Source organism: Stutzerimonas azotifigens DSM 17556 (genome assembly GCF_000425625.1).
GTDB lineage: Bacteria > Pseudomonadota > Gammaproteobacteria > Pseudomonadales > Pseudomonadaceae > Stutzerimonas > Stutzerimonas azotifigens.
This window is the reverse complement of the sequence record NZ_KE384414.1, coordinates 130,637-155,714: the sequence shown is the minus strand read 5'-3', so window position 1 is coordinate 155,714 and position 25,078 is coordinate 130,637. Positions and strand designations below refer to the sequence as shown.

Sequence of the window (25,078 nt, the reverse complement as noted above, 5' to 3'; positions counted from 1 at the left end):
CGGCGTCGCTTTTACGCTCTTTCCTCCAGCCATCCAGCCTCCAGCGCTTTTATTCGATTGAGCTGACCGGTCAGCGACCGAGGTAGACTTCGATCACCCGTTCGTCCCGCTGGACGTCTTCGAGCGAGCCTTCGGCCAGGACCTGGCCCTGGTGCAACACGGTGACGTGATCGGCGATGCTGCCGACGAAGCCCATGTCGTGCTCGACCACCATCAGCGAGTGCTTGCCGGCCAGCGACCTGAACAGTTCGGCGGTGAATTCGGTCTCGGCGTCGGTCATGCCGGCGACCGGTTCGTCGAGCAGCAGCAGGTGCGGGTCCTGCACCAGCAACATGCCGATCTCGAGGAACTGCTTCTGGCCGTGCGACAGCAGGCCGGCCGGGCGATGGCGCGAGCCGTCCAGGCGGATGGTGGCCAGCACCTCGTCGATGCGGTCCTTCTGCTCGCCGCTGAGTTTCGCCCGCAGGCTGGCCCACACCGACTTGCCGGTCTTCTGCGCCAGCTCCAGGTTCTCGAACACGCTCAGCGCCTCGAACACCGTGGGCTTCTGGAACTTGCGGCCGATGCCAGCCTGGGCGATCTCGTATTCGCTCATCTCGGTGAGGTCGTAGGTCTCGCCGAAGTAGGCGACGCCGTTGTCCGGCCGGGTCTTGCCGGTGATCACGTCCATCATGGTGGTCTTGCCGGCCCCGTTGGGGCCGATGATGCAGCGCAGCTCGCCGACGCCGATGTACAGCGTCAGGTTGGTCAGTGCCTTGAAGCCATCGAAGCTGACGTTGATGTCCTCGAGCGTGAGGATGGTGCCGTGGCGGGCGTTCAGGCCCTCGCCGGCGGCGACGCCGAGGCCGATGGCGTCGCGCGCGGTGCCGCTGTCCTGCTCGGGCAGCAGCATGGTTTCCGGTGTGGCGGAGACTTTCATGCTTCCCCCTTGTTCTTCAGCAGACCGACGACCCCGCGGGGCAGGAACAGCGTGACGACGATGAACAGCGCGCCGAGGAAGAACAGCCAGTATTCCGGGAAGGCCACGGTGAACCAGCTTTTCATGCCGTTGACGATGCCGGCGCCGAGCAGCGGACCGATCAGCGTGCCGCGGCCGCCGAGCGCGACCCACACGGCGGCCTCGATCGACTGCGTCGGGGCCATCTCGCTGGGGTTGATGATGCCCACCTGCGGCACGTAGAGCGCGCCGGCCAGGCCGCAGAGCACCGCCGACAGCGTCCAGATGAACAGCTTGTAGCCGCGCGGATCGTAGCCGCAGAACATCAGCCGGTTCTCCGCGTCGCGCACCGCGGTCAGCACCCGGCCGAACTTGCTGCGCGCCAGGCGCCAGCCGAGCAGCAGGCTGCCGGCCAGCAGCGCCACGGTGGCGAGGAACAGCGCCGCGCGGGTGGCCGGGGCGGTGATCTCGAAGCCGAGGATGCGGGTGAAGCCGGTAAAGCCGTTGTTGCCGCCGAAGCCGGTCTCGTTGCGGAAGAACAGCAGCATGCCGGCAAAGGTCAGGGCCTGGGTCATGATCGAGAAGTACACCCCCTTGATCCGCGAGCGGAAGGCGAAGAAGCCGAACACGAAGGCCAGCAGCCCGGGCGCGAGCACCACCAGGCACAGCGCCCAGAGGAAGCTCGAGGTGCCGTACCAGTACCAGGGCAGCTCGGTCCAGGCGAGGAAGCTCATGAATGCCGGCAGGCCGTCGCCCGCCGCCTGGCGCGACAGGTACATGCCCATGGCGTAGCCGCCGAGGGCGAAGAACAGGCCATGGCCGAGCGACAGCAGGCCGGCGTAGCCCCAGACCAGGTCCAGCGCCAGGGCGACGATGGCGTAGCAGAGGATCTTGCCGACCAGCGTCAGGGTGTAGGCCGAGACGTGGAAGGTGTTGTCCGCCGGCAGCAGGTGCAGCAGCGGCATGGCGACGAGGATCGCCAGGACCACGCCGAGCGCCAGCGAGGTCAGGGCCGGGCCGGCTTTCTGCGCGGCCGTGAGGGTAAGGGGCTGATTCATGCGCGGCTCTCCTGTAGGAGCGAGCTTGCTCGCGAACGGAGGGGGAATACCGAGGCACCGGCAGTGCGCGATTCGCGAGCAAGCTCGCTCCTACGGCCCCAGCCGGGATCCGACGACGAGAGAGTCCTCAATCGATCACCCTCCCTTTCAGCGCGAACAGCCCCTGCGGACGCTTCTGGATGAACAGGATGACCAGCGCGAGGATGAGGATCTTGCCCAGCACCGCGCCGATCTGCGGTTCGAGGATCTTGTTGGCGATCCCCAGGCCGAAGGCGGCGAGGATGCTGCCGGCCAGTTGGCCGACGCCGCCGAGCACCACCACCAGGAAGGAGTCGATGATGTAGCTCTGGCCGAGATCCGGGCCGACGTTGCCGATCTGGCTCAGCGCCACGCCGCCCAACCCGGCGATGCCCGAGCCGAGGCCGAAGGCCAGCATGTCCACCCGGCCGGTGGCCACGCCGCAGCAGGCGGCCATGTTGCGGTTCTGCGTCACCGCGCGCACGTTCAGGCCCAGGCGCGTCTTGTTCAGCAGCAGCCAGGTGAGCAGCACCACGAACAGCGCGAAGCCGATGATGATCATGCGGTTGTAGGGCAGCACCAGGTTCGGCAGCACCTGCACGCCGCCGGACAGCCAGCCGGGGTTGGCCACCTCGACGTTCTGCGCGCCGAACAGTACGCGCACCAGCTGGATCAGGATCAGGCTGATGCCCCAGGTGGCCAGCAGGGTTTCCAGCGGGCGGCCGTAGAGATGGCGGATGATCGTGCGTTCGAGCAGCATGCCGACCGCCGCGGTGACGACGAAGGCCACCGGCAGCGCGGCCAGCGGGTAGAGCGCCAGCGCCTCGGGGGCATAGCGCTGGAACATCAGCTGCACCATGTAGGTGGAGTAGGCGCCGAGCATCAGCATCTCGCCGTGCGCCATGTTGATCACGCCGAGCAGGCCGAAGGTGATCGCCAGGCCGAGCGCAGCGAGCAGCAGGATCGAGCCCAGCGACAGGCCGCTGAAGGCCTGGCCGAGCACCTCGCCGACCATCAGCTTGCGCTTGACCTGCGCCAGGCTGGTTTCCGCCGCGGTGCGCACCGCGGCGTCGGTCTCCTCGCCGGCCAGCAGGTTTTCCAGGCGCGCGCGGGCGCTGGGCGCGCCGGTCTCGCCGAGGCGACGCACGGCGGCCAGGCGCACGGCCGGATCGCTGGCGGTCAGTTGCAGGTTGGCCAGCGCGAGCGCCAGGGCCTCGCTGACGCCGGCGTCCTCTTCGGCCTCCAGGCGTTTTTCCAGCAGCGGCAGCTGCGCCGGATCGGCGTCGCGCTGCAACTGGCGGGCGGCCCGCAGGCGCACGGCCGGGTTGTCGCTGTAGAGCCGGTGGCTGGCCAGCGCGGTGTTGAGCAGGCCGCGCAGGCGGTTGTTCAGGCGCAGCTTTTTCGGTGTGCCTTCAGGCTGTGCGTCGCCTTCCAGCGGCCGGTACCGGCCGTTCTCTTCGAGGAAGGGGACCTTGTCATCGTCGATCAGCACCCGGCTTTCGCGCAGGGCTTCGATCAGGGGCAGCCGCGCCGGGTCGGGCTCGGCGGACCATCGTTCGATCAGGCGCGCCTGCTTGGCCGGGCTGGCGGCCGCGTAGTCGGCGGCGTCGCCGGCCTGCGCTGCGCAGGGCAGGGCGAGCAGGAGCAGCAGGGCGATTCGGTAAAGGGCAGTGTGCATGTTGCGTTCCCCAGGGGGTGCCGGGTGCTCTCTTGGCGGAGGTGACGGCGGACAGGGTGGGGCGGACTCCGTCGGGTGGGCTGGGCGGCGATCCGCTTCAGCCCACCTTTGGCGCTTTCTGGTGGGCTGAAGCCCACCCTACGAGCGACCCGCCGAAGCGGGGCGCTCGGCCGATCAGTTCGACTTCACCGGGTGGTCCGGCTTCTTGTCGTTGCCGGGGATGAAGGGGCTCCACGGCTGGGCGCGGATCGGCTCCTCGGTTTCCCAGACCACGGAGAACTGGCCGTCGTCCTGGACCTCGCCGATCATCACCGGCTTGTGCAGGTGATGGTTGGTCTCGTCCATCTTCAGGGTGTAGCCGGAGGGCGCGGCGAAGGTCTGCCCGGCCATGGCCTTGCGCACGGCCTCGACGTCGGTGGTACCGGCCTTCTCGACCGCCTGCGCCCACATGTTGATGCCCACGTAGGTGGCTTCCATCGGGTCGTTGGTCACCACGGTGTCGGCGTTCGGCAGGCCCTTCTGCTTGGCGTAGGCCTTCCAGCTGGAGACGAACTGTTCGTTGACTTCGTTCTCCACCGACTGGAAGTAGTTCCAGGCCGCCAGGTGGCCGACCAGCGGCTTGGTGTCGATGCCGCGCAATTCCTCTTCGCCGACCGAGAAGGCCACCACCGGCACGTCCGTGGCTTCCAGGCCCTGGTTGGCCAGTTCCTTGTAGAAGGGCACGTTGGAGTCGCCGTTGATGGTCGAGACCACCGCGGTCTTGCCGCCGGCGGCGAACTTCTTGATGTTGGCGACGATGGTCTGGTAGTCGCTGTGGCCGAAGGGGGTGTAGACCTCTTCGATGTCCTTGTCCTCGACGCCCTTGCTGTGCAGGAAGGCGCGCAGGATCTTGTTGGTGGTGCGCGGGTAGACGTAGTCGGTGCCGAGCAGGAAGAAGCGCTTGGCCTCGCCGCCGTCCTCGCTCATCAGGTACTCCACCGCCGGGATCGCCTGCTGGTTCGGCGCCGCGCCGGTGTAGAAGACGTTCGGCGACATCTCTTCGCCTTCGTACTGGACCGGGTAGAACAGCAGGCCGTCGAGCTCCTCGTAGACCGGCAGCACCGACTTGCGGGAAACCGAGGTCCAGCAGCCGAAGGTGACCGCGACCTTGTCCTGGGTCAGCAGCTGGCGGGCCTTCTCGGCGAACAGCGGCCAGTTGGAGGCGGGGTCGACGACCACCGGCTCGAGCTGCTTGCCGAGCACGCCGCCCTTGGCGTTGATCTCGTCGATGGTCATCAGCGCCATGTCTTTGAGCGAGGTCTCGGAGATCGCCATGGTGCCCGACAGCGAATGCAGGATGCCGACCTTGATGGTCTCGGCGGCTTGCAGGCTGTAGGGGAACAGGCCGCTGAGCAGCAGGGCGCTGGCGGCGAGGGTGGACTTGATCAGGGGACGGCGTTTCATTATCGGTGTGCTCCTTGGCTGTCCGTGCGCAACTGTGGGTTGGTCCGATGGACGCCAGGAGTGGTGGCAGCATCCGTGCCAATTCGCGCAAAGCCGCACAGCAGCGGCGCTCGGCCCGGATCAACGGCGATCGGTCCGAACCGCCATGAACCGCCATGGTGCGTGATGGAAGGGTGGTGCACGCCCTTGCTCGGGTTGTGCACCGTTTTCGTGCGATGCCGGCGGAGCAGGCGTCCGTCCATGCCTTGCCGGGCGCGTCCGGGGCCCCTAGCATGACGGCCCCGACTACCACAGGCGCCTGCTGCATGGCCCGATCCGCTCGCCCCGCCTCCCCGCGTCGCACTGCCAGAACGGCCGTCCCGGCGCGTCCGCGTGTGCCCAAGACGGCGCCGGCCGAGCCCCGTCTGCTGCTGTTCAACAAGCCGTTCGACGTGCTCACCCAGTTCAGCGGCGGCGACGGCCGCGCGACGCTGAAGGACTACGTGCCGGTGCCCGGCGTGTATCCGGCCGGGCGCCTCGACCGTGACAGCGAAGGCCTGCTGCTGCTGACCAACGACGGCCGCCTGCAGGCGCGCATCGCCGACCCCAGGCACAAGCTGGCCAAGACGTACTGGGTGCAGGTGGAAGGGGAGGTCGGCGAAGAACAGCTGCAACGCCTGCGGGAGGGCGTCGCGCTCAACGACGGGCCGACACTGCCGGCCGAAGCCCGGCGCCTGGAAGAGCCGGCGCTCTGGCCACGCACTCCGCCGGTGCGTTTTCGCAAGACGGTGCCGACCAGCTGGCTGGAACTGGTGATCCGCGAGGGACGCAATCGCCAGGTGCGGCGCATGACCGCCGCCGTCGGCCTGCCGACCCTGCGCCTGGTGCGCGTGCGGATCGGCGACTGGACGCTCGACGGGCTGGCGCCCGGGGAGTGGCGGGAAGTGCCGGCGCGGCTTTAGCAGGCTGCGCCGGCCGGGTTCAGTGCGGGATTCCGCGGGCCATCTCGACGATGTAGCCGATCACCGGCTTGGCGATGAAGGCGAACAGGCACAGGCCCAGGCCGAGGAACAGGATGGCGGTGCCGAGCTTGCCGGCCTTGGACTTCTTCGCCAGGTCCCAGATGATGAATGCCATGAAGGCGACCAGGCCTCCGACCAGGATGATCATCATCCACTTCTCGAACAACTCGGGATCCATCGGGCTCTCCAGAAAAAACGATCGCTATGCAGGCTCTGACCACCCGCGGGCGCGGGAACTTCGGCCGGGCGACGGCCTGCCGGGGCGCGCGCAGTATACGCCCCGGGCCGGTGCGCTTCAGCTGCGCAGGTGTTCGAGCGGCAGCTGGGTGCTGGAGATGACCTGTTGCAGCACGAAGCTCGAACGCACGCTGGACACGCCCTCGATGCGGGTCAGGGTGCCGAGCAGGAACTGCTGGTAGTGGTCCATGTCCGGCACCACCACCTTGAGCTGGTAGTCGGCATCCATCCCGGTGACCAGGCTGCATTCCAGCACTTCCGGGCACTTGCGGATCACCGCCTGGAAGTGCTCGAAGCGTTCGGGGGTGTGCCGGTCCATGCCGATCAGCACGTAGGCGGTCAGGCTCAGGCCGAGCTTCTTGCGGTCGAGCAGGGCGACCTGGCGATCGATGTAGCCGTCGTCTTCCAGCTGCTTGACCCGCCGCGAACAGGGCGAAGGCGACAGGCCGATGCGCTCGGCCAGTTCCTGGTTGGAGATGCGCGCGTCGCGCTGCAGTTCGGCGAGAATGCGTAGGTCGTAGCGATCGAGTTTGCTCAATTTCAAGCCTCCTGCTGAGTCGATTGCGCCATAGCTTGCGACGGCGCAATCGGATTGCGCAAGGGGGCATTCAGATGGTGAATTTAGCAAGCACTTGTCGGTGCTGCGGGCGTAGGCTTTACCCATCTTCAAGCCCGAGGCAGCGAAGACCGGCGACGCCGCGGCATGCGGCCTATCCCTGCCGGCCTTCCTCCGACCTTACCGAGGTCGCCGGCCCGGGCCCGCAACGCCCAGAAGGCGACGCGTGAAGCGGCAGCGACCCGCTGCTCGAACGGCCCGGCCGGATGAGAACAGGCTGGACAGTGACGACGGAGTTTGTGGTCACTGTCCAGCCTGTTTGTTTTTGTGGCGGAGATGGGGGCGGATGTGGGAGCAACTGTCTCCACCGTGATCCTTGCCTCGATGTCACCCGTTCGCGGTCGCGACCGGCCCCACGGACACGCCTACGCCGGCAGGCCTCGCGGCCTGCATCGCCGCGGGGGCGCGCCTCCCACAGGGTTTCGGCATAGGCGGGCGCTTCGTGGGAGGGCCCGGACGATGCCTTTCGATCCGGGTACAGCGGATCGCCACGGTTCGAATGCGAAAGGCCGGCTGGCCGGAAAGGAAGCAACAAGGCCTGTGTGAGCTCTGGCCTGACACGCAGCCCGGTGCCAGCCCCATTCGCGCACGTACTCGGCATCCCCCAGACGCCTCTACGCCATCGCTGGTGCCGCCGAGTGAACGAATCGTCGTGTTCGCCCCTCACTCGCCGCCGCGAACCCGCCCCACCACCTCCTGCGGGTCCGGATGCACCAGCACCTCGGCCCTCGGGTAGTGCTGCCGGATCGCCCTCTCGACCGCGTCGCACAGATCGTGCGCCCGCGACAGCGGCAGCTCGCCGGGCAGTTCCAGGTGTAGCTGGACGAACCAGCGGGTGCCGGACATCCGCGTGCGCAGGTCGTGGCAACCGAGCACGCCGGGCACGTCACAGGCCAGCCGGTGCATGTCCTCGGCGATTTCCGGGTCGAGTTCCTTGTCCATCAGGATCGAACTGGCCTCGCGCAGGATGCCGGTGGCGCTCCAGAAGATGTACAGCGCGATGGCCACGCCGAACACCGCGTCCAGCCGCTCCCAGCCGTAGGCCGCGAACAGCAGAGCGACGAGGATGCTGCTGTTGAGCAGCAGGTCCGAGCGGTAATGCAGCGAATCGGCGCGCACCGCGGTGGAGCCGGTCAGCTTCACCACGTGGCGCTGGAAGAACAGCAGGCCGAGGGTCACCACCAGCGACAGCACCATCACCGCGATGCCGAGGGTCGGCGCCTGCAGCGGCTCGGGATTGAGCAGCCGGTCGAAGCCCTGCAGGCCGACCAGGATCGCGCTGACACAGATGAATGCCGACTGCCCCAGCCCGGCCAGGGCCTCGGCCTTGCCGTGGCCGTAGCGGTGGTCCTCGTCGGCCGGGCGCAGCGAGTAATGCACCGCCAGCAGGTTGAGCAGCGAGGCGGCACCGTCGAGCAGCGAGTCGGTGAGGCCCGCCAGCAGGCTGACCGAACCGCTCAGCCACCAGGCGATCGCCTTGGCCAGCGCCAGGCCGAGCGCCACGCAAAGCGCGGCGACCGTGGCCAGGCGCATCAATCGGGCGTGAGAAGGAGCGACCGTCATCCGCACTCCGGAAGGCGACGGCGTCGGAGCCGTCGGGTGGTGGGGGCAGGGGCGAGGGACGTGGCCGTCCGGGTGGCCGGCCACCGCGCCTCGCCCGAAGGCGACACCCTCAGGCGGCCGGGCGCAGGCCGTACGCGGCCAGTTGCTCGACGCTGCCACCCTGGCGGACCAGGCGCGGGTCGTCGAGCGGCAGGCTGCGACCGGTTTCCGCTTCGATGATGGCTTTCAGGCGGGCATGGTCGATGGTCCCGTCGGCACCGATGGCTTCGCGCAGGCGCTCGGGGGCGACGCTGTATTCCTCGTCCGGCAGGTAGATGGCGCCGGTGGCGAAGTCGATGCCGAAGGCGATCAGGCCGGGGATCAGGTAGAACAGCAGGCCGATGGCGTTGAGCGCAGCGACCGCCGGGTCGATGCGGCCGTCGATCTGGCCGCGCCGGTCCGGGTAGAACAGGGTGCCGCAGGCCGTCAGCTGGGTGAACAACGCGGCGGCCACGACGCCGCCGATGACGCGAGTACGGATACGCATGGGGGACCTCCTGGAAAGTGGGCGGAACTATACAAGGGCAGAATGACATTTCTCCAGATCGGACCCCGGCGCCCGCGCCGGTGTTCGAACCGGGTGGCGGCAAACCTGCCGCACGGGCAGGCGCCGCCTGTGCTCCGGTGCTTCAGGCCGGGTCCGGCAGGGCCTCGCAGACCTGGTTTTCCGGCGTCCTGGATGCCGGCGGGGTCAGCGGCAGGGAGACCGAGAAGGCGGCGCCCTGCGGCACGTCGGCGAGCAGCTCGATGGCGCCGCCGTGGAGCTCGACGATCTGCCGGGTGATGTACAGCCCCAGCCCGAGCCCGGCGTAGGCGGAGGCCGAGCGGGCCCGTTCGAAGCGCTGGAAGATCCGCTCCCGCGCCTCGGCGGGCACGCCGACGCCGTGGTCGCGCACCAGCAGGTGGGCCATGCCGTCCTCCTCCCACACGGAGACCTCGATCGGCTTGCCGGCACCGAACTTGATCGCATTGCTCAGCAGGTTGGTGAACACCTGCTCGACGCGCAGCGCATCCCAGTGGCCGCAGACGTCGCCGGCGACGTGCAGGCTGATCGGCGTTCCGGCCTTTTCCGCGTCGCGCGCATGGCGCTGCACCAGTTCGCCGGCGATCTCGGACAGGTTCAGCGGCTCGGGCGAGATCCTGAACTGCCCGCCGCTGATCCGGGAGACGTCCAGCAGTTCATCCAGCAGCCTCACCAGCCGGCTGATCTGGCGTCTCAGCATGCCGGTCAGTTCGCCCTTTCGCCCCCCCTCGGCGCCGCCTTCCTTGGCCAGCTGACGCTCGAGCAGTTCGGCCTGCAGGCTCAGCGAGGTCAGGGGCGTGCGCAGCTCGTGGGCGGCGATGGAGAGGAATTCGTCGCGCGCCTCCACGTCGCTCAGGGCCTTCTGGTAGAGGAACTGCTGCATGGCCTCGGCCTGCTTGCGGTCGGTGATGTCGCGCGCCGTGGCGATGATCCGCGGCCGGTGGCCTTCCACCAGCTGCAGGGAAAGCTCCACCTGGACGCTCTCGCCGTTCTGCCGCAGGCAGCTGGCTTCCACGGCGGCCTTGCGGGCGGCCTGCGGGGCGAGCATGGCGCGCAGGTCCTCGTCGCGAAAGCGCGGGATCAGCTGCGCCACCGGGTGCCCCAGGAGCTCGTCGGGCGAATAGCCGAGCAGCAGGCCGGCGCCGTCGTTGGCGTATTCCACCGTCCCGCTGTCGGCGCTGAAGATCAGCACCGCATCCAGGGTGGTGTCCAGCACGTCCTTGAACTCGGCCAGGGTGCTTTGCAGACGGGTCTGCTCGTCGACGTCGGTGAAGGTGCCGAGCCAGGAAAGCAGCTCGCCGCTGGCGTCACGCTCCGGCAGTGCGCGGCCCAGGTGCCAGCGATAGCTGCCGTCGTGCCGGCGCAGGCGGCACAGCACCTCGAGCGGCCGTCCGGTCTTCAGGCTGAAATCCCAGTCCGCGCCGCACGTGCCCCAGTCTTCCGGGTGCAGGGCGTCGAGCCAGGTGTCTGCGACGCGGTCGGCGGGGGCGCCGGTGTATTCGAACCAGCCGCGGTTGAAGTATTCGGTGCGGCCGTCGTTGCTGGCCGTCCACACCATGTGCGGTACCGACTCGGCGAGGTTGCGGTAGCGCCGCTCGCTGGCCAGCTGCAGCTCGCCGTAGCGCGCCTCGCTCTGCCGGCGCTCGGCCTCGACCAGCAGCTCGGACTGCTGGCGGATGCGCTGACGCTGCCGGTAGAGTTCGGTGAACACCGCGACCTTCGCGCGCACCATCTTCGGCATCAGCGGCTTGATGAGGTAGTCCGCGGCGCCCACGTCGTAGGCCTTCTCGATGAAGGCCGGGTCCATCGCCTCGGCCGTCAGGAAGATGATCGGCACCGAGGCCGTACGTTCGTATTCCTTGATCAGGGTCGCCAGCTCGAAGCCGTCGACCCTGGGCATGATCACGTCCAGCAATATCACCGCACACTCGGTGTGCAGCAGATGGCGCAGGGCTTCCTGCTCGCAGGAGGCTTCCAGTATCCGGTAGTCCGGTGAATCCAGAATCGCCCTCAACGCCAGCCGATTTTCAGCGCGGTCATCGACCACCAACACATTTACAGGGGCGTTCTCATGCCGGTCCTGGGCCATCATTCCTCCAGAGCTCTGACAAGTGGCGCACGTAGTGCCGCACGTATCATTCGGCGTCCGCGGCGGCGTACCTTGTCGGTTCAGGCCGCCGGGACATTCGGTTCAGTTTTTTTTGCCACTCATTCAGCCGGTTCGGCCGGAACCTTCGCATTCTGCGCCTGGCCCTTGGCACCGGCCGCGGCGAGCGCCGCGCGGGTCCGCGGATACAGCCAGACGCGCAGCAGGGACAGCAGCTGTTCGGTGTGCACCGGCTTGGAGATGTAGTCCGAGGCGCCGGCTTCCAGGCACTTCTCGCGGTCGCCCTTCATGGCCTTGGCGGTCAGCGCGATGATCGGCAGCGACTTGAACTTCGAGAGTTTGCGGATCGCCCGGATCGTCTCGTAGCCGTCCATCTCCGGCATCATGATGTCCATCAGCACCAGGTCGATGTCCGGGGTTTTCTTCAGCAGCGCGATGCCGTCCTTGCCGTTCTCGGCGGAGAGCACCTGGACGTGCCGGCGTTCGAGCACGGCGTTGAGCGAGAAGATGTTGCGCAGGTCGTCGTCCACCACCAGCACCTTCTTGCCGGTCAGCAGCGGCTCCATCCTGCGCACCTGCTCGAGGATCCTGCGCTGGGGCTCCGGCAGGCTTGCCTCGTTCTGATGCAGGAACAGCGTCACCTCGTCCAGCAGCCGCTCGAGCGAGTCGGCGGGCTTGACCGCCAGGCCCTGCGGGAGCTTCCCGAGCAGGCCGCTGCCGGACTGCCCGCCGGCACCGTACAGGACCACCGGCAGGCCGCGCAGCTCCGGCTCCCTGGCGAGCTGCTCGAGCACTTGCCGGCCGGTATCCGCCATGCCGGCGTCCAGCACCAGACAGTCGACCCGGGACTGGCGAATCTTGCGCAGCGCATCGGCACCGCTCTTGGCCTTCGAGATTTTCACGCCCTTGGTGTCGATCAGCCCGAGGATGCGCTGGTACTCGGCTTCGTCTTCCTCCAGCACCAGCAGGTTCCGGCTCTTGCGCGCGAGGAAGGCGTCGATCCGGGCGAACGCGCGGCCCAGCTCGACTTCGTCCGCCGGCTTGGCGATGGTGGCCAGCGCGCCCAGGGTGCGGCCGCGCTCCTCCTCGCCTTCGATGGAAATGATCTGCACCGGGATATGGCGGGTGGCGACGTCGTGCTTGAGCAGGTCGAGCACGGTCCAGCCGCTCATGTCGGGCAACTGAATGTCGAGGGTGATGGCGTCCGGCCGATACTGGCGCGCCAGGGCCAGGCCGGCCTGGCCCTGCGAGGCCACCAGCGCCTTGAAGCCGCGCTCGTTGGCGAAATCGCGCAGGATGCGCCCGAAGTAGGGATCGTCCTCAATGATCAGCACCACGCGGTCGCCCTTCTCGATCCCGTAGCGGTCGTCGTTGACCCCGGCGGTGACCAGCGGGGGCAGGGCGCTCTCGCGCGGCTCCTGATGCGCCTCGGCGGTGGCCCGCGCCGGCGCCGGCAGGGCGACGCGCTGGGCCGCATCGGCAGCCGGGGCGCCCTGTTCGTCGCGCGCGCCGTCCGGCTCGCTGCCGAAGGAGGCGATGTAGTGCAGCGGCAGGAAGAGGGTGAACACGCTGCCCTGGCCGGGCGCGCTGCGCAGGGTGATCTCGCCGCCCAGCAGCGAGGCCAGCTCGCGGCTGATCGCCAGGCCCAGCCCGGTGCCGCCGTAGCGGCGGCTGGTGGTGCCGTCGGCCTGCTGGAAGGCTTCGAAGACCGCGCCCTGCTTCTCCGGGGCGATGCCGATGCCGGAGTCGCTGACGGTGAAGGCCACCACCGAGGCGGCCCGGTCGAGGGTCGCGTGCCCGACGGTCCAGCCTTCGGTTTCCGGGCGGACGGTCAGGCTGACGTTACCCTCGGAGGTGAACTTGAAGGCGTTCGACAGCAGGTTCTTGAGGATCTGCTTGAGCCGGCGCTCGTCGGTGAACAGCGAGGACGGCAGGCCCTTGGTCAGGCGGATGGTGAAATCCAGGTTCTTGTCTTCGGCGATGTGGCGGAAGGTCTGCTCGACGAAGCCGCGGACGTCGGCGAACTTCACCTCGTCGATGTCGGCCACGACCATGCCCGACTCGATCTTGGACAGGTCGAGGATGTCGTTGATGAGGTTCAGCAGGTCGCTGCCGGAGGCGAAGATGGTGCCGGCGTATTCCACCTCCTTCTCGCTGAGGTGCTGGTCCGGGTTCTCCTTCAGCTGCTGGGCCAGCAGCAGCAGGCTGTTGAGCGGCGTGCGCAGCTCGTGCGACATGTTGGCGAGGAATTCGGACTTGTACTTGGAGGTCAGCGACAGCTGCGCGGCCTTTTCCTCCAGCGAACGCTTGGCCAGCTCGACCTCGTGGTTCTTGCGTTCCACCTCGGCGTTCTGGTCGGCCAGCAGGCGGGCCTTCTCTTCCAGCTCCTCGTTGGTCTGCTGCAGTTCTTCCTGCTGGCTCTGTAGCTCGTGGGCCATCTTCTGCGATTGCTGCAGCAGCGCCTCGGTTCGGGAATTGGCCTCGATGTTGTTGAGGACGATGCCGATACTCTCGGTGAGCTGTTCGAGGAAGGCCAGGTGGGTGGGGCTGAAGCGCTCGAAGGAGGCCAGCTCGATCACCGCCTTGGTGGTGCCCTCGAACATCACCGGCAGCGCCACGATGTTCAGCGGCGGCGCCTCGCCCAGGCCGGAACTGATCTGCACGTAGTCGCTGGGCACGTTGGTCAGCAGGATACGCTCGTTCTCCAGCGCGCATTCGCCCACCAGGCCCTCGCCCAGGCGGAACTGCCGGGACAGGTGCTTGCGCTCCTTGTAGGCGTAGCTCGCCTGCAGCGCCAGGACCGCCTCGTCGCCGTCGCGGCTCATGCCGTAGAAGGCGCCGTGGTGGGAGTTCACCAGCGGCGCCAGCTCGGAGAGGATCAGCTTGCACACGGTGAGCATGTCGCGCTGGCCCTGCAGCAGGCGTGTGAAGCGCGCCAGGTTGGTCTTCAGCCAGTCCTGCTCGGTGTTCTTGTCGGTGGTCTCCCGCAGGTTGCGGATCATCTCGTTGATGTTGTCTTTGAGGAGCGCCACTTCGCCTTCGGCGGCGACCCGGATCGACCGCGTCAGGTCGCCCTTGGTCACCGCGGTCGCCACTTCGGCGATCGCCCGTACCTGGGTGGTGAGGTTGGCGGCCAGCTGGTTCACGTTCTCCGTGAGGTCCTTCCAGGTACCGGCGGCGCCCGGCACCTTGGCCTGGCCGCCCAGCTTGCCCTCCACGCCCACCTCGCGGGCCACGCTGGTCACCTGGTCGGTGAAGGTCGCCAGCGTGTCGATCATGCTGTTGATGGTGTCGGCCAGGGCGGCGATTTCGCCCTTGGCCTCCACCGAGAGCTTCTTCTTCAGGTCGCCGTTGGCGACCGCGGTCACGACCCGGGCGATACCGCGCACCTGGTCGGTGAGGTTGGTCGCCATCAGGTTCACGTTGTCGGTCAGGTCCTTCCAGGTACCGGCGACGCCAGCGACCTGCGCCTGGCCGCCGAGCTTGCCCTCGGTACCTACTTCACGGGCTACCCGGGTCACTTCCGCGGCGAAGGTCCGCAGCTGCTCCACCATGCCGTTGATGGTGTTCTTCAGCTCGGAGATCTCGCCCTTGGCCTCGACGGTGATCTGCTTGGAGAGGTCGCCGTTGGCCACCGCGGTGGTCACCAGAGCGATGTTTCGCACCTGGCCGGTGAGGTTGCCGGCCATCTGGTTCACGTTCTCGGTGAGTTCCTGCCAGGTGCCGGCGACGCCGGCGACCTGCGCCTGGCCGCCGAGCTTGCCCTCGGTACCCACCTCGCGGGCCACCCGGGTCACCTCCGCGGCGAAGGTACGGAGCTGCCCCACCATGCCGTTGATGGTGTTCTTCAGCTCGGAGATCTCGCCCTTGGCCTCGACGGTGATCTGCTTGGAGAGGTCGCCGTTGGCCACCGCGGTGGTCACCAGGGCGATGTTTCGTACCTGGCCGGTGAGGTTGCCGGCCATCTGGTTCACGTTCTCGGTGAGTTCCTGCCAGGTGCCGGCGACACCGGCGACCTGCGCCTGGCCGCCGAGCTTGCCCTCGGTGCCCACCTCGCGGGCCACCCGGGTCACTTCGGAGGCGAAGGAGCCGAGCTGGTCCACCATGGTGTTGATCACGTCCTTGATCTGCAGGATCTCGCCTTTCACGTCCACGGTGATCTTCTGGCTGAGGTCGCCGCGGGCGATGGCGGTCGCCACCTTGGACACGTCGCGCAGCTGAACCGTCAGGTTGCCGGCCATGGCGTTCACGTTGTCGGTCAGGTCCTTCCAGGTGCCGGCGACGCCGGCGACCTGCGCCTGGCCGCCCAGCTTGCCCTCGGTGCCCACCTCGCGGGCCACGCGGGTCACTTCGGAGGCGAAGGAGCCGAGCTGGTCCACCATGGTGTTGATCACGTCCTTGATCTGCAGGATCTCGCCTTTCACGTCCACGGTGACCTTCTGGCTGAGGTCGCCGCGGGCGATGGCGGTCGCCACCTTGGACACGTCGCGCAGCTGGACGGTCAGGTTGCCGGCCATGGCGTTCACGTTGTCGGTCAGGTCCTTCCAGGTGCCGGAGACGCCGGCCACCTGCGCCTGGCCGCCGAGCTTGCCGTCGGTGCCCACCTCGCGGGCCACGCGGGTCACCTCGGAGGCGAAGGATGCGAGCTGGTCGACCATCTTGTTGACGATCATGGCGATGCGCATGAACTCGCCCTGCATCGGCTTGCCGTCCGCCTCGAGCACCATCCGCTGGGTCAGGTCGCCCTTGGCCACCGCGCCGATCACCCGCGCCATCTCGGTACTCGGGCGGCCGAGGTCGGCCACCAGCGTATTGATCGACTCCACCTGCCGCGCCCAGCCGCCGCTCACCGCGCCCAGCGACAGGCGCTCGGACAGCTTGCCCTCGCGGCCGACGACCTCGCTGAGCCGCGCCAGCCCGCTGGAGGCGTTCTCGTTGAGCTCGATGATGTCGTTCAGGACGTCGGCGATCTTGCCGTCCACGCCGGTCCAGTCCAGCGGCATGCGCACGGAGAAGTCGCCTTTTTTCACCGCCGTGAGGACCGTCAACAACAACCTGCGGTCGAATTCGCCCTCGTTCGCCTGTCCCTGAACCACCGTACTCATGTTTGTTCTCTTTTCTGATTGGATAACAACGCCGGCGGTCCGCGGACACGGCCGGCACTCCGTCGTTTTGCGATCGGCGGGCAACAGGGTTGCGTTTCCGCCGCGCATGCACGCGACCGGGCCCTTTCGAGGCGCCGGGACACTCATAATGTGGGCGCTAGTGTAGGGGCGAATTTCCGCAAAGTGCCATCATTCGCTTCGCTGGAACGAGATTTCCCCCACCGCTCCGCCAGCACGGGACGATGCGGGGCGTCTGGTACGCGGCCTGGGCCACGCCGGACCCCGTCACGCCTATAATGCCGGCCCCCGGCCTCTGGAGCCTCGCATGCTGCCGCTACCGATCGATGACGCCCTGCCAGCCCTGCGCCAGGCCCTGCGCGGGCGCGACGAGGCCGTGCTGGAGGCGCCGCCTGGTGCCGGCAAGACCACCCGCGTGCCGCTCGCGCTGCTCGACGAACCCTGGCTCGCCGGGCAGCGCATTGTCATGCTCGAGCCACGCCGGCTGGCTGCCCGCGCCGCCGCCGAACGCCTGGCCGAGGAGCTCGGCGAGCGGGTAGGGCAGACGGTCGGCTATCGCATCCGCCTGGAGAGCCGGGTCGGCCCGACCACCCGCATCGAGGTGGTCACCGAGGGCATCCTCGCCCGCCGCCTGCAGGACGACCCGGCGCTGGACGGCGTCGGGCTGGTGATCTTCGACGAATTCCACGTTTTGCTAAATGCGCAGGAAGTCGCATTGTCTTGTCAGAAAAGCCAGCCACGTCTCGCCTCAGGCTTTGGTAGCTGCCAGTAGGTGGAGTCGGGTAGGTGCTATTGCGCACTACTCAATCTCCTTGGCAGCAAAGCGCAATGCCGACCGCATCCACTCCGGCATCTTGCAGGCCCGGAGCTTCATCAGCTCTTCGCCGCTCAGCGCACTAACAATCTTGGAAACCACATTAGCGGACAGCCCTTCTTTCCCGATGTAGTAGAGAGCAGTAAGCGCCACACCTACCGTCGTGCCGGCGTGCTGCAAGCGGTCCTTGGATACGTGGCGGAGGCGAACCACCGCATTGCCAACCTTGATCTCGCGAGTAGATCCGCTGGTGTAAAAGGTCGGCAACACCTGCATCTGTGTGCTGAGGCCCAACCTCCGAACAGCCTCCGCGCCGTGTATCTGGATCGTCTCGCCGTTCGCCTTCGTGATGACCTCCACGACAGCCAGCGGACTCGGGCGCACCACCCTGCCGGTGTACTTGCTCATTTTGGGGCGCATGTAGACACCGCGAGCGACTCGCTCCAGCGTGCCTGATTGCACCAGCCTAGAAAGCGCTTTATTAATCGACGCACGGGAACCGACCTGCGCGAACACCGCGCCGGCAAATGGCCTCCCCTTTGGCATGTGCTTGACTCGATTTAAAATAGCTTGCGCGACGGACATATGAGCCCCAAAAAGTCAGAATCCACATATTTTCTGACGCCCACAAAAACTATAAGCCCTGCCAAAAACAGGACCTCCAGGCCAGCCACTGGGGACAGAGGGACAGCAAGATCAACACTCACTGTGCGGCCACGGAACCGGCCCCTCACACAGCCTCGCTGAGTAATCAGTCAGGTTCGACTAGAGCTCTCAACTCCTCACCAACCTTCTCCAGGAGCTGCTCAAAACTTTCAGGAGCTTCGGATCCAAGCAAGTAGGTCAGGGCCAAGAGGGTGACAGGGTGAGTGTCGAGCACCGTGCAGAGGCTATCGAGCTTTTCGAGAGTCGGGCTCGTTGCCCCGCGCTCCAGCATGCTGACGAAGGTACGACTGCTAACGAGCGAGAAATCTTCCTGTGCCAGCCCCCTACGCTGCCGCACGAGCCTCAACGCTTTCCCGAACGAATCCCGGACTTCCATTTTGCTGCTCCGCAAAATGGAACGATGAAGCGCGATTGAACAATATATGACTACAAAATATATTGTTCATCAATCAAGTACAATTATCATTAGGAGATTGGCGCGTGTTCAAAACCAGTCGGAATGCGGAACTGCTTCCTGGGCTCTCAACAGCGCCAGATGGCGTGCAGTTCTGGTCATATGTCGAGCTAGAGATGACCTGGCCCTGGTTCTACCTGCAGATCGTTGAGGACGATGGAAACGCGGCCTTTCGAAGCATGCTAATGGTTCCGTCGGTTCCATTGCTGGAACAGGTCATAGCTGCGCAGACCGAGCACGCCTGGCTGGAGCAGGCGTATCTTGTGAGTCCCGGGCATATGAACGAGGTGGGTCGCTGGTTGATGGAGCCGTTACTGGAGATCCTTTCAATTCGTGATGCACAAGGTAGCGAGCTTGGGCACCAGTACCGAGTGGAGGGAGATCGCACGTACTCAACCTCAGCGTGTCAGTCTCTCGGCAGTCGAATTAGTAAACACGTGATCTTCTCTGCTGCATTACATCTGCGAGGCTAACGCCCCACTTCCTACCCGTATCCATAGTCCCATCTGAACCGAGCTCAGTTGTCTTTCCAGAATTCGCTCCGCTGCACAAGGCCGAACTCATCGCCAGTCCTATCGGGATTCTCGTCGAACATGGTGTTGACCATACGCTCGCGGCGGAGACCACTCAGCGCTCGGAAAAAGCAGGCCTCACAGAGATGCACCTCATAACGCTCGCCATCATGCAAACACGATTTGCTGTTGGATGAGCATCACTTCGACGATGCCACCGATGACCGCGTCCGAGGAGAACTTTCAGAGCTCTTGCCCAACCAGGTCTACGAGGTAGAACGGCAACCTTTTTTGGGCCTGATGAGCGGATTGACCAACTACACCATGGCTGACGAGTTTCGCGTAAAGCAGGCGCTCGATATCGCTGTTGCGACCGGTGATTTGCTGGCGGTCGGTAAGGATGGCAAGACCAGGCGTCGCAAGGGCACTAGCATCAAATCCAGTGATATTCTGATAGCTCCCCCGCAGAGACCCATCTTCTTCGTGCCACAGCTGAAGAAATCCAGCTCGGAGAACTGAGGTTCGGCACCGCTCCTTGCTCGGTGGCTCGCCTTAACCGCATCGGTACCGGTAGCTTGGCCCATCGCGTGAAATGCCGAGCATTTCGCTCTAGGGGTCTGGCGCGTCGATCAAATAGCCCATCCCACGCGCGGTTTGTATGAGCTTAGGTTCGAACTCATCATCGATTTTTGCTCTCAGCCGTCGTACCGCCACCTCAATCACATTGGTATCGCTGTCGAAATTCATGTCCCATACTTGGGAGGCGATAAGGGACTTTGAGAGCACTTCCCCGCGACGCCGAAGTAATAGCTCAAGAAGTGCGAATTCCTTTGCAGTTAGGTCTATTCGTTTCCCCGATCGCGTAACTCGACGCCTGAGCAGATCGACCTCAAGGTCGAGGAGTTTGAGTATTGTTTGGTTGGGGACATTATTGCCGCGGCGAAGCAACGTACGGATCCTGGCTAGCAATTCGGAGAAGGCGAACGGCTTGATGAGATAATCATCAGCGCCCAACTCCAATCCCTTTACTCGATCCTGAACCCCGTCTCGGGCGGTGAGAAAGAGCACGGGAACCTCATTACCAGCAGCGCGGACTTTCTGTAAAACCTGCCACCCATCCAGGCCAGGCATCATCACGTCTAAGATGAGCAAGTCGTATGTGGTATGAAGCGCGTGCTGAGCAGCATCGGTCCCGTTTTCAACTCTATCGACTGTGAAGCCTGCCTCTGAAAGCCCCTGCTGTAGGTAGGTGCCTGTTTTCGGCTCGTCTTCAGCAACAAGAAGCTTCATGAAAGTATTCCCTCCGGCATTTGGAGCAGTGTGCCGATTGTCAGGGCGTGCAGCCAGTACCTTACAGAAACGTAATGCTCGCATCATCTGTCTGACAGCTTGTAGCGTTAACGTCTACATCAGCAGTTGCTCCCACACTCTGCTTTTTGGCCTTTTCCATGCTCCTTTGGCCTATCGGCGCCTAGATGGCGCCCTTTTTTTGCCCGCTGGAAACAAGACCTATTTGCCTGAACGAAAAGGCACCATGCACGCTACCTGCGCTTTCGCTTGGGCTCACTGCTTTTATGCATTACTGACGAAACCGTAATGTCTAAATCAGGCTTCTGACAGGAACGCTCGGTTAGCTTAGACACAGGACCAAGCCAAAGCCCCTATTTATGGAGCTGCGCTGGGTCTCCCATGTCTTCGAACGAGGTAACAAGTAATGAAATTCTTCAGATCCGTTTCTGTACTGCTCGCCATCGCAGCAAGCTCTTCCTATGCAATGGCAGAAGGTGGTGGTGATCGTACCTTTGCTCGTATGGAGCAGGCTCGCCAAATAGCGATCGCTAGTTATCAGGCTGACCAGAAGGACCAAGCCCAGGAGGTAGCCTCAAAAGCAACTTCAGCGAAGCACGCCCACGCTAATTGCTGAAGCGAAACCTTACGCAACTGTGACCATGCACCTTGAGTATCGTTGCAACCGGATCCTTGCACGGAAATCAAAAGCCATTGCGCAGCTTCCACCTGGAGATTGACATGCTCACAGGCGATTTTTTGGGCGATTTCTGAAGCGCTTTAAGCTTACAAAAATGTAATCCCGCGTCTTTCTTAGGCATGCCATATTTACGATTAAAGGCGAGTCGCTTGATAAGACAGACCGTGCGCGAGTTTCTAAGATCAATTAACGCTGGCAACACCAACCTTACGGCTGGTTTCGGCTTGGCTCCTTAGTTTGATTGGAACCTACACATGCAACGTAAAACCTCTAGGCGAACCTTTGTTAAAGGCTTGACTGCCGCAGGCATCCTTGGCGGTCTTGGCTTGTGGCGAGCTCCGGTCTGGGCAGTGACTAGCCCAGGCCAGCCCAGCGTACTAAGTGGCACGGAGTTCGATCTGCTGATTGGGGAGACGCCGGTCAATATCACCGGCGCGGCCCGGACAGCGATGACTATCAATGGGACCATCCCAGGGCCGCTTCTACGTTGGCGTGAAGGGGATACCGTCACGCTGCGAGTCAGAAATAAGTTGAGCGAAGATACATCGATTCACTGGCACGGCATGATCCTGCCGGCCAACATGGATGGCGTGCCTGGATTGAGCTTCCACGGCATCGCTCCCGATGGCATGTATGTCTACAAGTTTCAGGTTAAACAGAACGGTACCTATTGGTACCACAGTCATTCAGGCCTACAAGAGCAGCTTGGTGTCTATGGTCCCTTGGTCATCGATGCGAAGGATCCCGAACCGTTCAGCTATGACCGCGACTATGTGGTGATGTTGACTGATTGGTCCGATGAGGATCCCGCTCGAATCCTTTCTAAGCTCAAGAAGCAGTCCGATTATTACAACTTCCACAAGCGCACTGTCGGAGACTTCATTAACGATGTGAGCGAAGACGGCTGGGCCGCTACGATTGCGAATCGGAAAATGTGGGCTCAGATGAAAATGAGTCCCACCGACCTCGCCGACGTAAGCGGCTACACCTATACCTATCTAATGAACGGCCAAGCACCCGACGGGAACTGGACCGGCATCTTTAAGCCCGGCGAGAAGCTTCGTCTGCGGTTCATCAACGGCTCGGCCATGAGCTATTTCGATGTCCGCATTCCAGGGCTGAAGATGACTGTAGTCGCAGCCGATGGCCAATACGTCAACCCAGTTAGCGTCGACGAATTCCGCATTGCCGTGGCAGAAACCTACGATGTGATTGTCGAGCCTGCGACCGAGGAGGCTTACACGATCTTCGCCCAATCGATGGATCGCACAGGATACGCCCGTGGCACGCTAGCGGTTGCCGAAGGGCTGAGCGCTCCTGTTCCAGAAACCGATCCTCGACCACTAATCACCATGGACGACATGGGGATGGATCACGGCAGCATGGGCGGTATGGCGGGCATGGACCATGGCGGCGACATGGGCGCGATGGACCATAGCAACATGTCCGGCATGAACCACGGTGACATGCAAGGGATGGGCGACATGGGCGCAATGGCCGGCATGGATCACAGCAAAATGGGTGGGATGTCCGGGATGGACCACTCTGGAATGGCTGGGATGAGCGCAGGTATGCAATCGCACCCGCCCTCAGAGTCCAATAACCCACTGGTGGACATGCAGACCATGAGCCCAACTCATAGGCTGAACGATCCCGGTATTGGCTTACGAGACAACGGCCGCCGAGTCCTGACCTATAGCGACTTGAGAAGCACTTTCCCCGATCCGGACGGCCGTGAGCCCAGTCGGACGATCGAACTCCATCTCACCGGCCACATGGAGAAGTTCTCCTGGTCATTTGACGGTATAGAGTTCTCTGATTCGGAGCCCCTGCGGCTCAAATATGGCGAGCGGGTACGCATCACTTTGGTCAACGACACCATGATGACCCATCCGATTCATCTGCATGGTATGTGGAGCGATCTTGAAGATGAGAATGGAAAGTTCATGGTTCGCAAGCACACGATCGACATGCCTCCAGGTTCGAAGCGCAGCTACCGCGTGACAGCCGATGCGCTCGGGCGTTGGGCTTATCACTGTCACCTACTGCTTCACATGGAAATGGGCATGTTTCGTGAAGTCCGAGTGGACGAGTAAGAGGAACTTTATATGGGAAATTTTACGAAGCGTAAAACTCTTATCGGCAGCGCGTTAATGTTCAGTCTGCTGGGCGTAATGAATATGTCAGCTGCGTTTGCAGAGCAAAAGCATGATCAGCACAAGCAATCATCGGCTTCATCGCAGAATCCAGGCAACAAGCCGGCATCTCAGACACAAGGCACCTCTAACTCAAAAATGAACCACGACGACATGGATCATGGCTCGATGGACCATGGAGAAATGGAGCACGGCAAGATGGATCATGACCCCAAGGCCACTGATACTGAGGTGGATTCGCACCATGACCACTAGACCTTCTCGCTTTGCTCTGATTGCGCTCGGAGTTTCGTTGAGCGCAGCGGCTGGAGGGACAGCCAACGCTGCCGAGATGATGGATCATTCGATGCATCAAACCCCTCCTGCTGAGGCAGCTCAAGCCCCTGCATCTTCAGCGAAGCCCGCAGCTAAGAATCATGGCTCCGGTGGGCAAACGGACCATTCTGCGATGGGTCATGGTGCGATGGACCATAGCACGATGAACCATGGCCAAATGAAGCATGACGATACGCTCGAAATGCCCGGCATGGTTCATCCCTCGTTCATTCCAGTATTGACCGATGCGGATAGAGAAGCGGCTTTCCCTGGTCTTCAAGGTCATACAGTCCATGACAAGTATCTGGCCTGGTTCCTTCTGCTAGATCAACTTGAGTACCAGAACGCAAATGAAGGTAGCACCCTCAGTTGGGAAGCTACTGCCTGGGTTGGTGGCGATATCAATCGGTTCTGGTTTCGCTCGGAAGGTGAGCGAACGAATGGCGTTACTGAAGATGCGGAAATTCAGGCGCTCTACGGGCGTGCCATCAGCCCCTGGTGGGATGTGGTAGCAGGTGTTCGCCAGGACTTTAAGCCCGAGTCGCCGCAGACGTGGGCGGCTTTAGGCGTCCAGGGGATGGCTCTGTATAACTTTGAGGCGGAAGCCACCGCCTTCGTCGGTGAAGGTGGGCAGACAGCAGCACGTTTTGAAGGCGAGTACGACATTCTCCTCACTAACCGGCTGATCCTCCAACCGACTGCCGAGCTCAATTTCTATGGCAAGGACGATCCTGCGCGCGGAGTAGGCGCTGGTCTCGCAAACACAGAGGTGGGGCTCCGCCTCCGATACGAAATCGTTCGTGAGTTCGCACCGTACATCGGCGTCACGTGGAGCCGGGCATACGGTAATACCGCCGATATGGCGAGAGATGAAGGCGAAGACGTAGATGAGGCGCGGTTCGTTGCTGGCATCAGGCTTTGGTTTTAAGGACCCTAGATGAAAAGAATAATTATTAGCTTCGCTGCCTTCTGCGCACTAGGCCTGTTGGTGGTGGCCGGTGTTGTTTTCTCGGGACTAATAAACGTTGCCGCGGATGATCCTCATACGGGAGTCGTGCACGCATTCCTGGAAACTGCTCGCAATCGCTCGATTGAGGTTCGCTCCGAAGACATAGTCGTGCCATCTCTCGACGATGAAGACCAAATCCGCGCCGGGGCGGGGAACTACGACTCGATGTGTGTGGGTTGTCATTTGGCGCCAGGCATGGCTGAGACCGAGCTAAGCAATGGCCTTTATCCCGCTCCACCCAGCCTGGCTGAAGCGGGGCCATACGATGACCCAGCAAAAACATTTTGGGTCATCAAGCATGGCATTAAGGCCACTGGGATGCCCGCGTGGGGTAAAAGCATGGCTGACCCGTACATCTGGGGAATGGTGGCTTTTCTGCAGAAGCTTCCTGAGTTAGATGAAGGAGCGTATCGAGCACTCGTTGCGTCTAGCGGTGGTCACCAGCATGGTGGTGGGGAGACCCCAGCTGGGCATAGTGAGCAACACGGCGAGATGGCCTCGGGCGACCACCATCAGGGCGACAGTGGCGGCTCGGATCACCATGGCTCCAGCAGCACAGGTGGAGCATCCGGCCAATCAGGCTCCGGTCATCATGGTAATAACGAAAGCGATGACCATCATGCGTCCGAGGAGCCCCAGGCGGTTGAGCACAGCAATGGCAGTGACAGTGCCGATGCGGAAGGCAAATCCCCTTCAAAAAACCATGTGCACGCAGACGGGAAGCAACACGAGCACTAACATCCGGTATATGTGTGCCTATGCGGTTCTGATCGAGGCTCTAAGAAAGGCGGTTCAGCAAGCAGAGGATCGGCCCTAGGCCAT

At 63.7% G+C, this 25,078-nt stretch carries 21 protein-coding genes and 1 pseudogene; 9 read left to right on the top strand and 13 right to left on the bottom strand.

Annotation, left to right across the window (positions count from 1 at the left end):
- Positions 1-70 precede the first annotated feature (70 nt).
- The 4 genes from urtD to urtA form a co-directional block, all read right to left on the bottom strand.
- Complete coding sequence (gene urtD / locus H610_RS0117870; protein ID WP_028240924.1) at positions 71-919, bottom strand: urea ABC transporter ATP-binding protein UrtD; 849 nt, start codon at positions 917-919, stop codon at positions 71-73.
- Positions 916-1,995 carry an urea ABC transporter permease subunit UrtC gene (gene urtC, locus H610_RS0117865; RefSeq protein WP_028240923.1) on the bottom strand — a complete coding sequence of 360 codons (1,080 nt, stop codon included), beginning with the start codon at positions 1,993-1,995 and terminating at the stop codon, positions 916-918. Before urtC ends, urtD begins: the two co-directional genes overlap by 4 nt.
- A gap of 127 nt (positions 1,996-2,122) precedes the next feature.
- Positions 2,123-3,691 carry an urea ABC transporter permease subunit UrtB gene (urtB, locus tag H610_RS0117860; RefSeq protein WP_028240922.1) on the bottom strand — a complete coding sequence of 523 codons (1,569 nt, stop codon included), beginning with the start codon at positions 3,689-3,691 and terminating at the stop codon, positions 2,123-2,125.
- Between the two features lie 174 nt (positions 3,692-3,865).
- Positions 3,866-5,134, bottom strand: coding sequence for an urea ABC transporter substrate-binding protein (gene urtA, locus H610_RS0117855; RefSeq protein WP_028240921.1), 1,269 nt, complete (start codon positions 5,132-5,134; stop codon positions 3,866-3,868).
- A gap of 305 nt (positions 5,135-5,439) precedes the next feature.
- Between urtA and H610_RS0117850 the strand changes: the two genes are divergently transcribed.
- Positions 5,440-6,075: a pseudouridine synthase gene (locus tag H610_RS0117850; protein ID WP_028240920.1), complete on the top strand. Its 636-nt coding sequence runs from the start codon at positions 5,440-5,442 to the stop codon at positions 6,073-6,075.
- Between the two features lie 19 nt (positions 6,076-6,094).
- Here H610_RS0117850 and H610_RS0117845 read toward each other — a convergent pair whose 3' ends face one another.
- From H610_RS0117845 to H610_RS24155, 6 genes are all read right to left on the bottom strand, one after another.
- Positions 6,095-6,313 (bottom strand): DUF2788 domain-containing protein, encoded by a 219-nt coding sequence (locus H610_RS0117845; RefSeq protein WP_028240919.1) that lies wholly within the window; start codon positions 6,311-6,313, stop codon positions 6,095-6,097.
- A gap of 117 nt (positions 6,314-6,430) precedes the next feature.
- Positions 6,431-6,910 carry an Lrp/AsnC family transcriptional regulator gene (locus tag H610_RS0117840; protein WP_028240918.1) on the bottom strand — a complete coding sequence of 160 codons (480 nt, stop codon included), beginning with the start codon at positions 6,908-6,910 and terminating at the stop codon, positions 6,431-6,433.
- A 741-nt stretch (positions 6,911-7,651) separates the two neighbouring features.
- Positions 7,652-8,551, bottom strand: coding sequence for a cation diffusion facilitator family transporter (locus H610_RS0117835; RefSeq protein WP_028240917.1), 900 nt, complete (start codon positions 8,549-8,551; stop codon positions 7,652-7,654).
- A gap of 109 nt (positions 8,552-8,660) precedes the next feature.
- On the bottom strand, positions 8,661-9,077 hold the full coding sequence (locus H610_RS0117830; protein ID WP_028240916.1) for a hypothetical protein: 417 nt from the start codon (positions 9,075-9,077) through the stop codon (positions 8,661-8,663).
- Positions 9,078-9,219: 142 nt separating this feature from the next.
- Positions 9,220-11,205: a hybrid sensor histidine kinase/response regulator gene (locus H610_RS24160; RefSeq protein WP_084166500.1), complete on the bottom strand. Its 1,986-nt coding sequence runs from the start codon at positions 11,203-11,205 to the stop codon at positions 9,220-9,222.
- A gap of 116 nt (positions 11,206-11,321) precedes the next feature.
- Positions 11,322-16,325: a HAMP domain-containing protein gene (locus H610_RS24155; RefSeq protein ID WP_084166499.1), complete on the bottom strand. Its 5,004-nt coding sequence runs from the start codon at positions 16,323-16,325 to the stop codon at positions 11,322-11,324.
- 325 nt (positions 16,326-16,650) lie between these two features.
- Here H610_RS24155 and H610_RS24150 point away from each other — a divergent pair, with 325 nt between their 5' ends.
- Positions 16,651-17,115 carry a DEAD/DEAH box helicase gene (locus tag H610_RS24150; protein ID WP_084166498.1) on the top strand — a complete coding sequence of 155 codons (465 nt, stop codon included), beginning with the start codon at positions 16,651-16,653 and terminating at the stop codon, positions 17,113-17,115.
- 27 nt (positions 17,116-17,142) lie between these two features.
- Here H610_RS24150 and H610_RS0117810 read toward each other — a convergent pair whose 3' ends face one another.
- The gene (locus H610_RS0117810; RefSeq protein ID WP_015275564.1) at positions 17,143-17,742 is read right to left on the bottom strand and encodes a DUF6088 family protein; all 600 of its coding nucleotides are present in this window, start codon (positions 17,740-17,742) and stop codon (positions 17,143-17,145) included.
- A 166-nt stretch (positions 17,743-17,908) separates the two neighbouring features.
- Positions 17,909-18,199, bottom strand: coding sequence for a helix-turn-helix domain-containing protein (locus H610_RS0117805; protein WP_003292631.1), 291 nt, complete (start codon positions 18,197-18,199; stop codon positions 17,909-17,911).
- Between the two features lie 104 nt (positions 18,200-18,303).
- Here H610_RS0117805 and H610_RS0117800 point away from each other — a divergent pair, with 104 nt between their 5' ends.
- The gene (locus H610_RS0117800; protein ID WP_003292632.1) at positions 18,304-18,750 is read left to right on the top strand and encodes a hypothetical protein; all 447 of its coding nucleotides are present in this window, start codon (positions 18,304-18,306) and stop codon (positions 18,748-18,750) included.
- A 219-nt stretch (positions 18,751-18,969) separates the two neighbouring features.
- A pseudogene (locus H610_RS0117795) lies at positions 18,970-19,308 on the top strand (three-Cys-motif partner protein TcmP); the annotation flags it as partial.
- A 90-nt stretch (positions 19,309-19,398) separates the two neighbouring features.
- On the opposite strand, the gene H610_RS0117790 reads toward H610_RS0117795, so the two are convergent.
- Entirely contained in the window at positions 19,399-20,079 is a 681-nt protein-coding gene (locus H610_RS0117790) for a heavy metal response regulator transcription factor (protein ID WP_003292635.1), read from the bottom strand.
- 424 nt (positions 20,080-20,503) lie between these two features.
- Between H610_RS0117790 and H610_RS25170 the strand changes: the two genes are divergently transcribed.
- The 5 genes from H610_RS25170 (at position 20,504) to H610_RS25165 (ending at position 24,994) form a co-directional block, all read left to right on the top strand.
- Positions 20,504-20,713: a co-regulatory protein PtrA N-terminal domain-containing protein gene (locus H610_RS25170; protein WP_015275566.1), complete on the top strand. Its 210-nt coding sequence runs from the start codon at positions 20,504-20,506 to the stop codon at positions 20,711-20,713.
- A gap of 317 nt (positions 20,714-21,030) precedes the next feature.
- Positions 21,031-22,872: a copper resistance system multicopper oxidase gene (locus H610_RS0117785; RefSeq protein WP_003292636.1), complete on the top strand. Its 1,842-nt coding sequence runs from the start codon at positions 21,031-21,033 to the stop codon at positions 22,870-22,872.
- A gap of 12 nt (positions 22,873-22,884) precedes the next feature.
- Positions 22,885-23,187 (top strand): hypothetical protein, encoded by a 303-nt coding sequence (locus H610_RS0117780; protein WP_003292637.1) that lies wholly within the window; start codon positions 22,885-22,887, stop codon positions 23,185-23,187.
- Positions 23,177-24,175: a copper resistance protein B gene (locus H610_RS0117775; RefSeq protein ID WP_015275567.1), complete on the top strand. Its 999-nt coding sequence runs from the start codon at positions 23,177-23,179 to the stop codon at positions 24,173-24,175. Before H610_RS0117780 ends, H610_RS0117775 begins: the two co-directional genes overlap by 11 nt.
- A gap of 9 nt (positions 24,176-24,184) precedes the next feature.
- Complete coding sequence (locus H610_RS25165; RefSeq protein WP_003292639.1) at positions 24,185-24,994, top strand: c-type cytochrome; 810 nt, start codon at positions 24,185-24,187, stop codon at positions 24,992-24,994.
- Positions 24,995-25,078 lie beyond the last annotated feature (84 nt).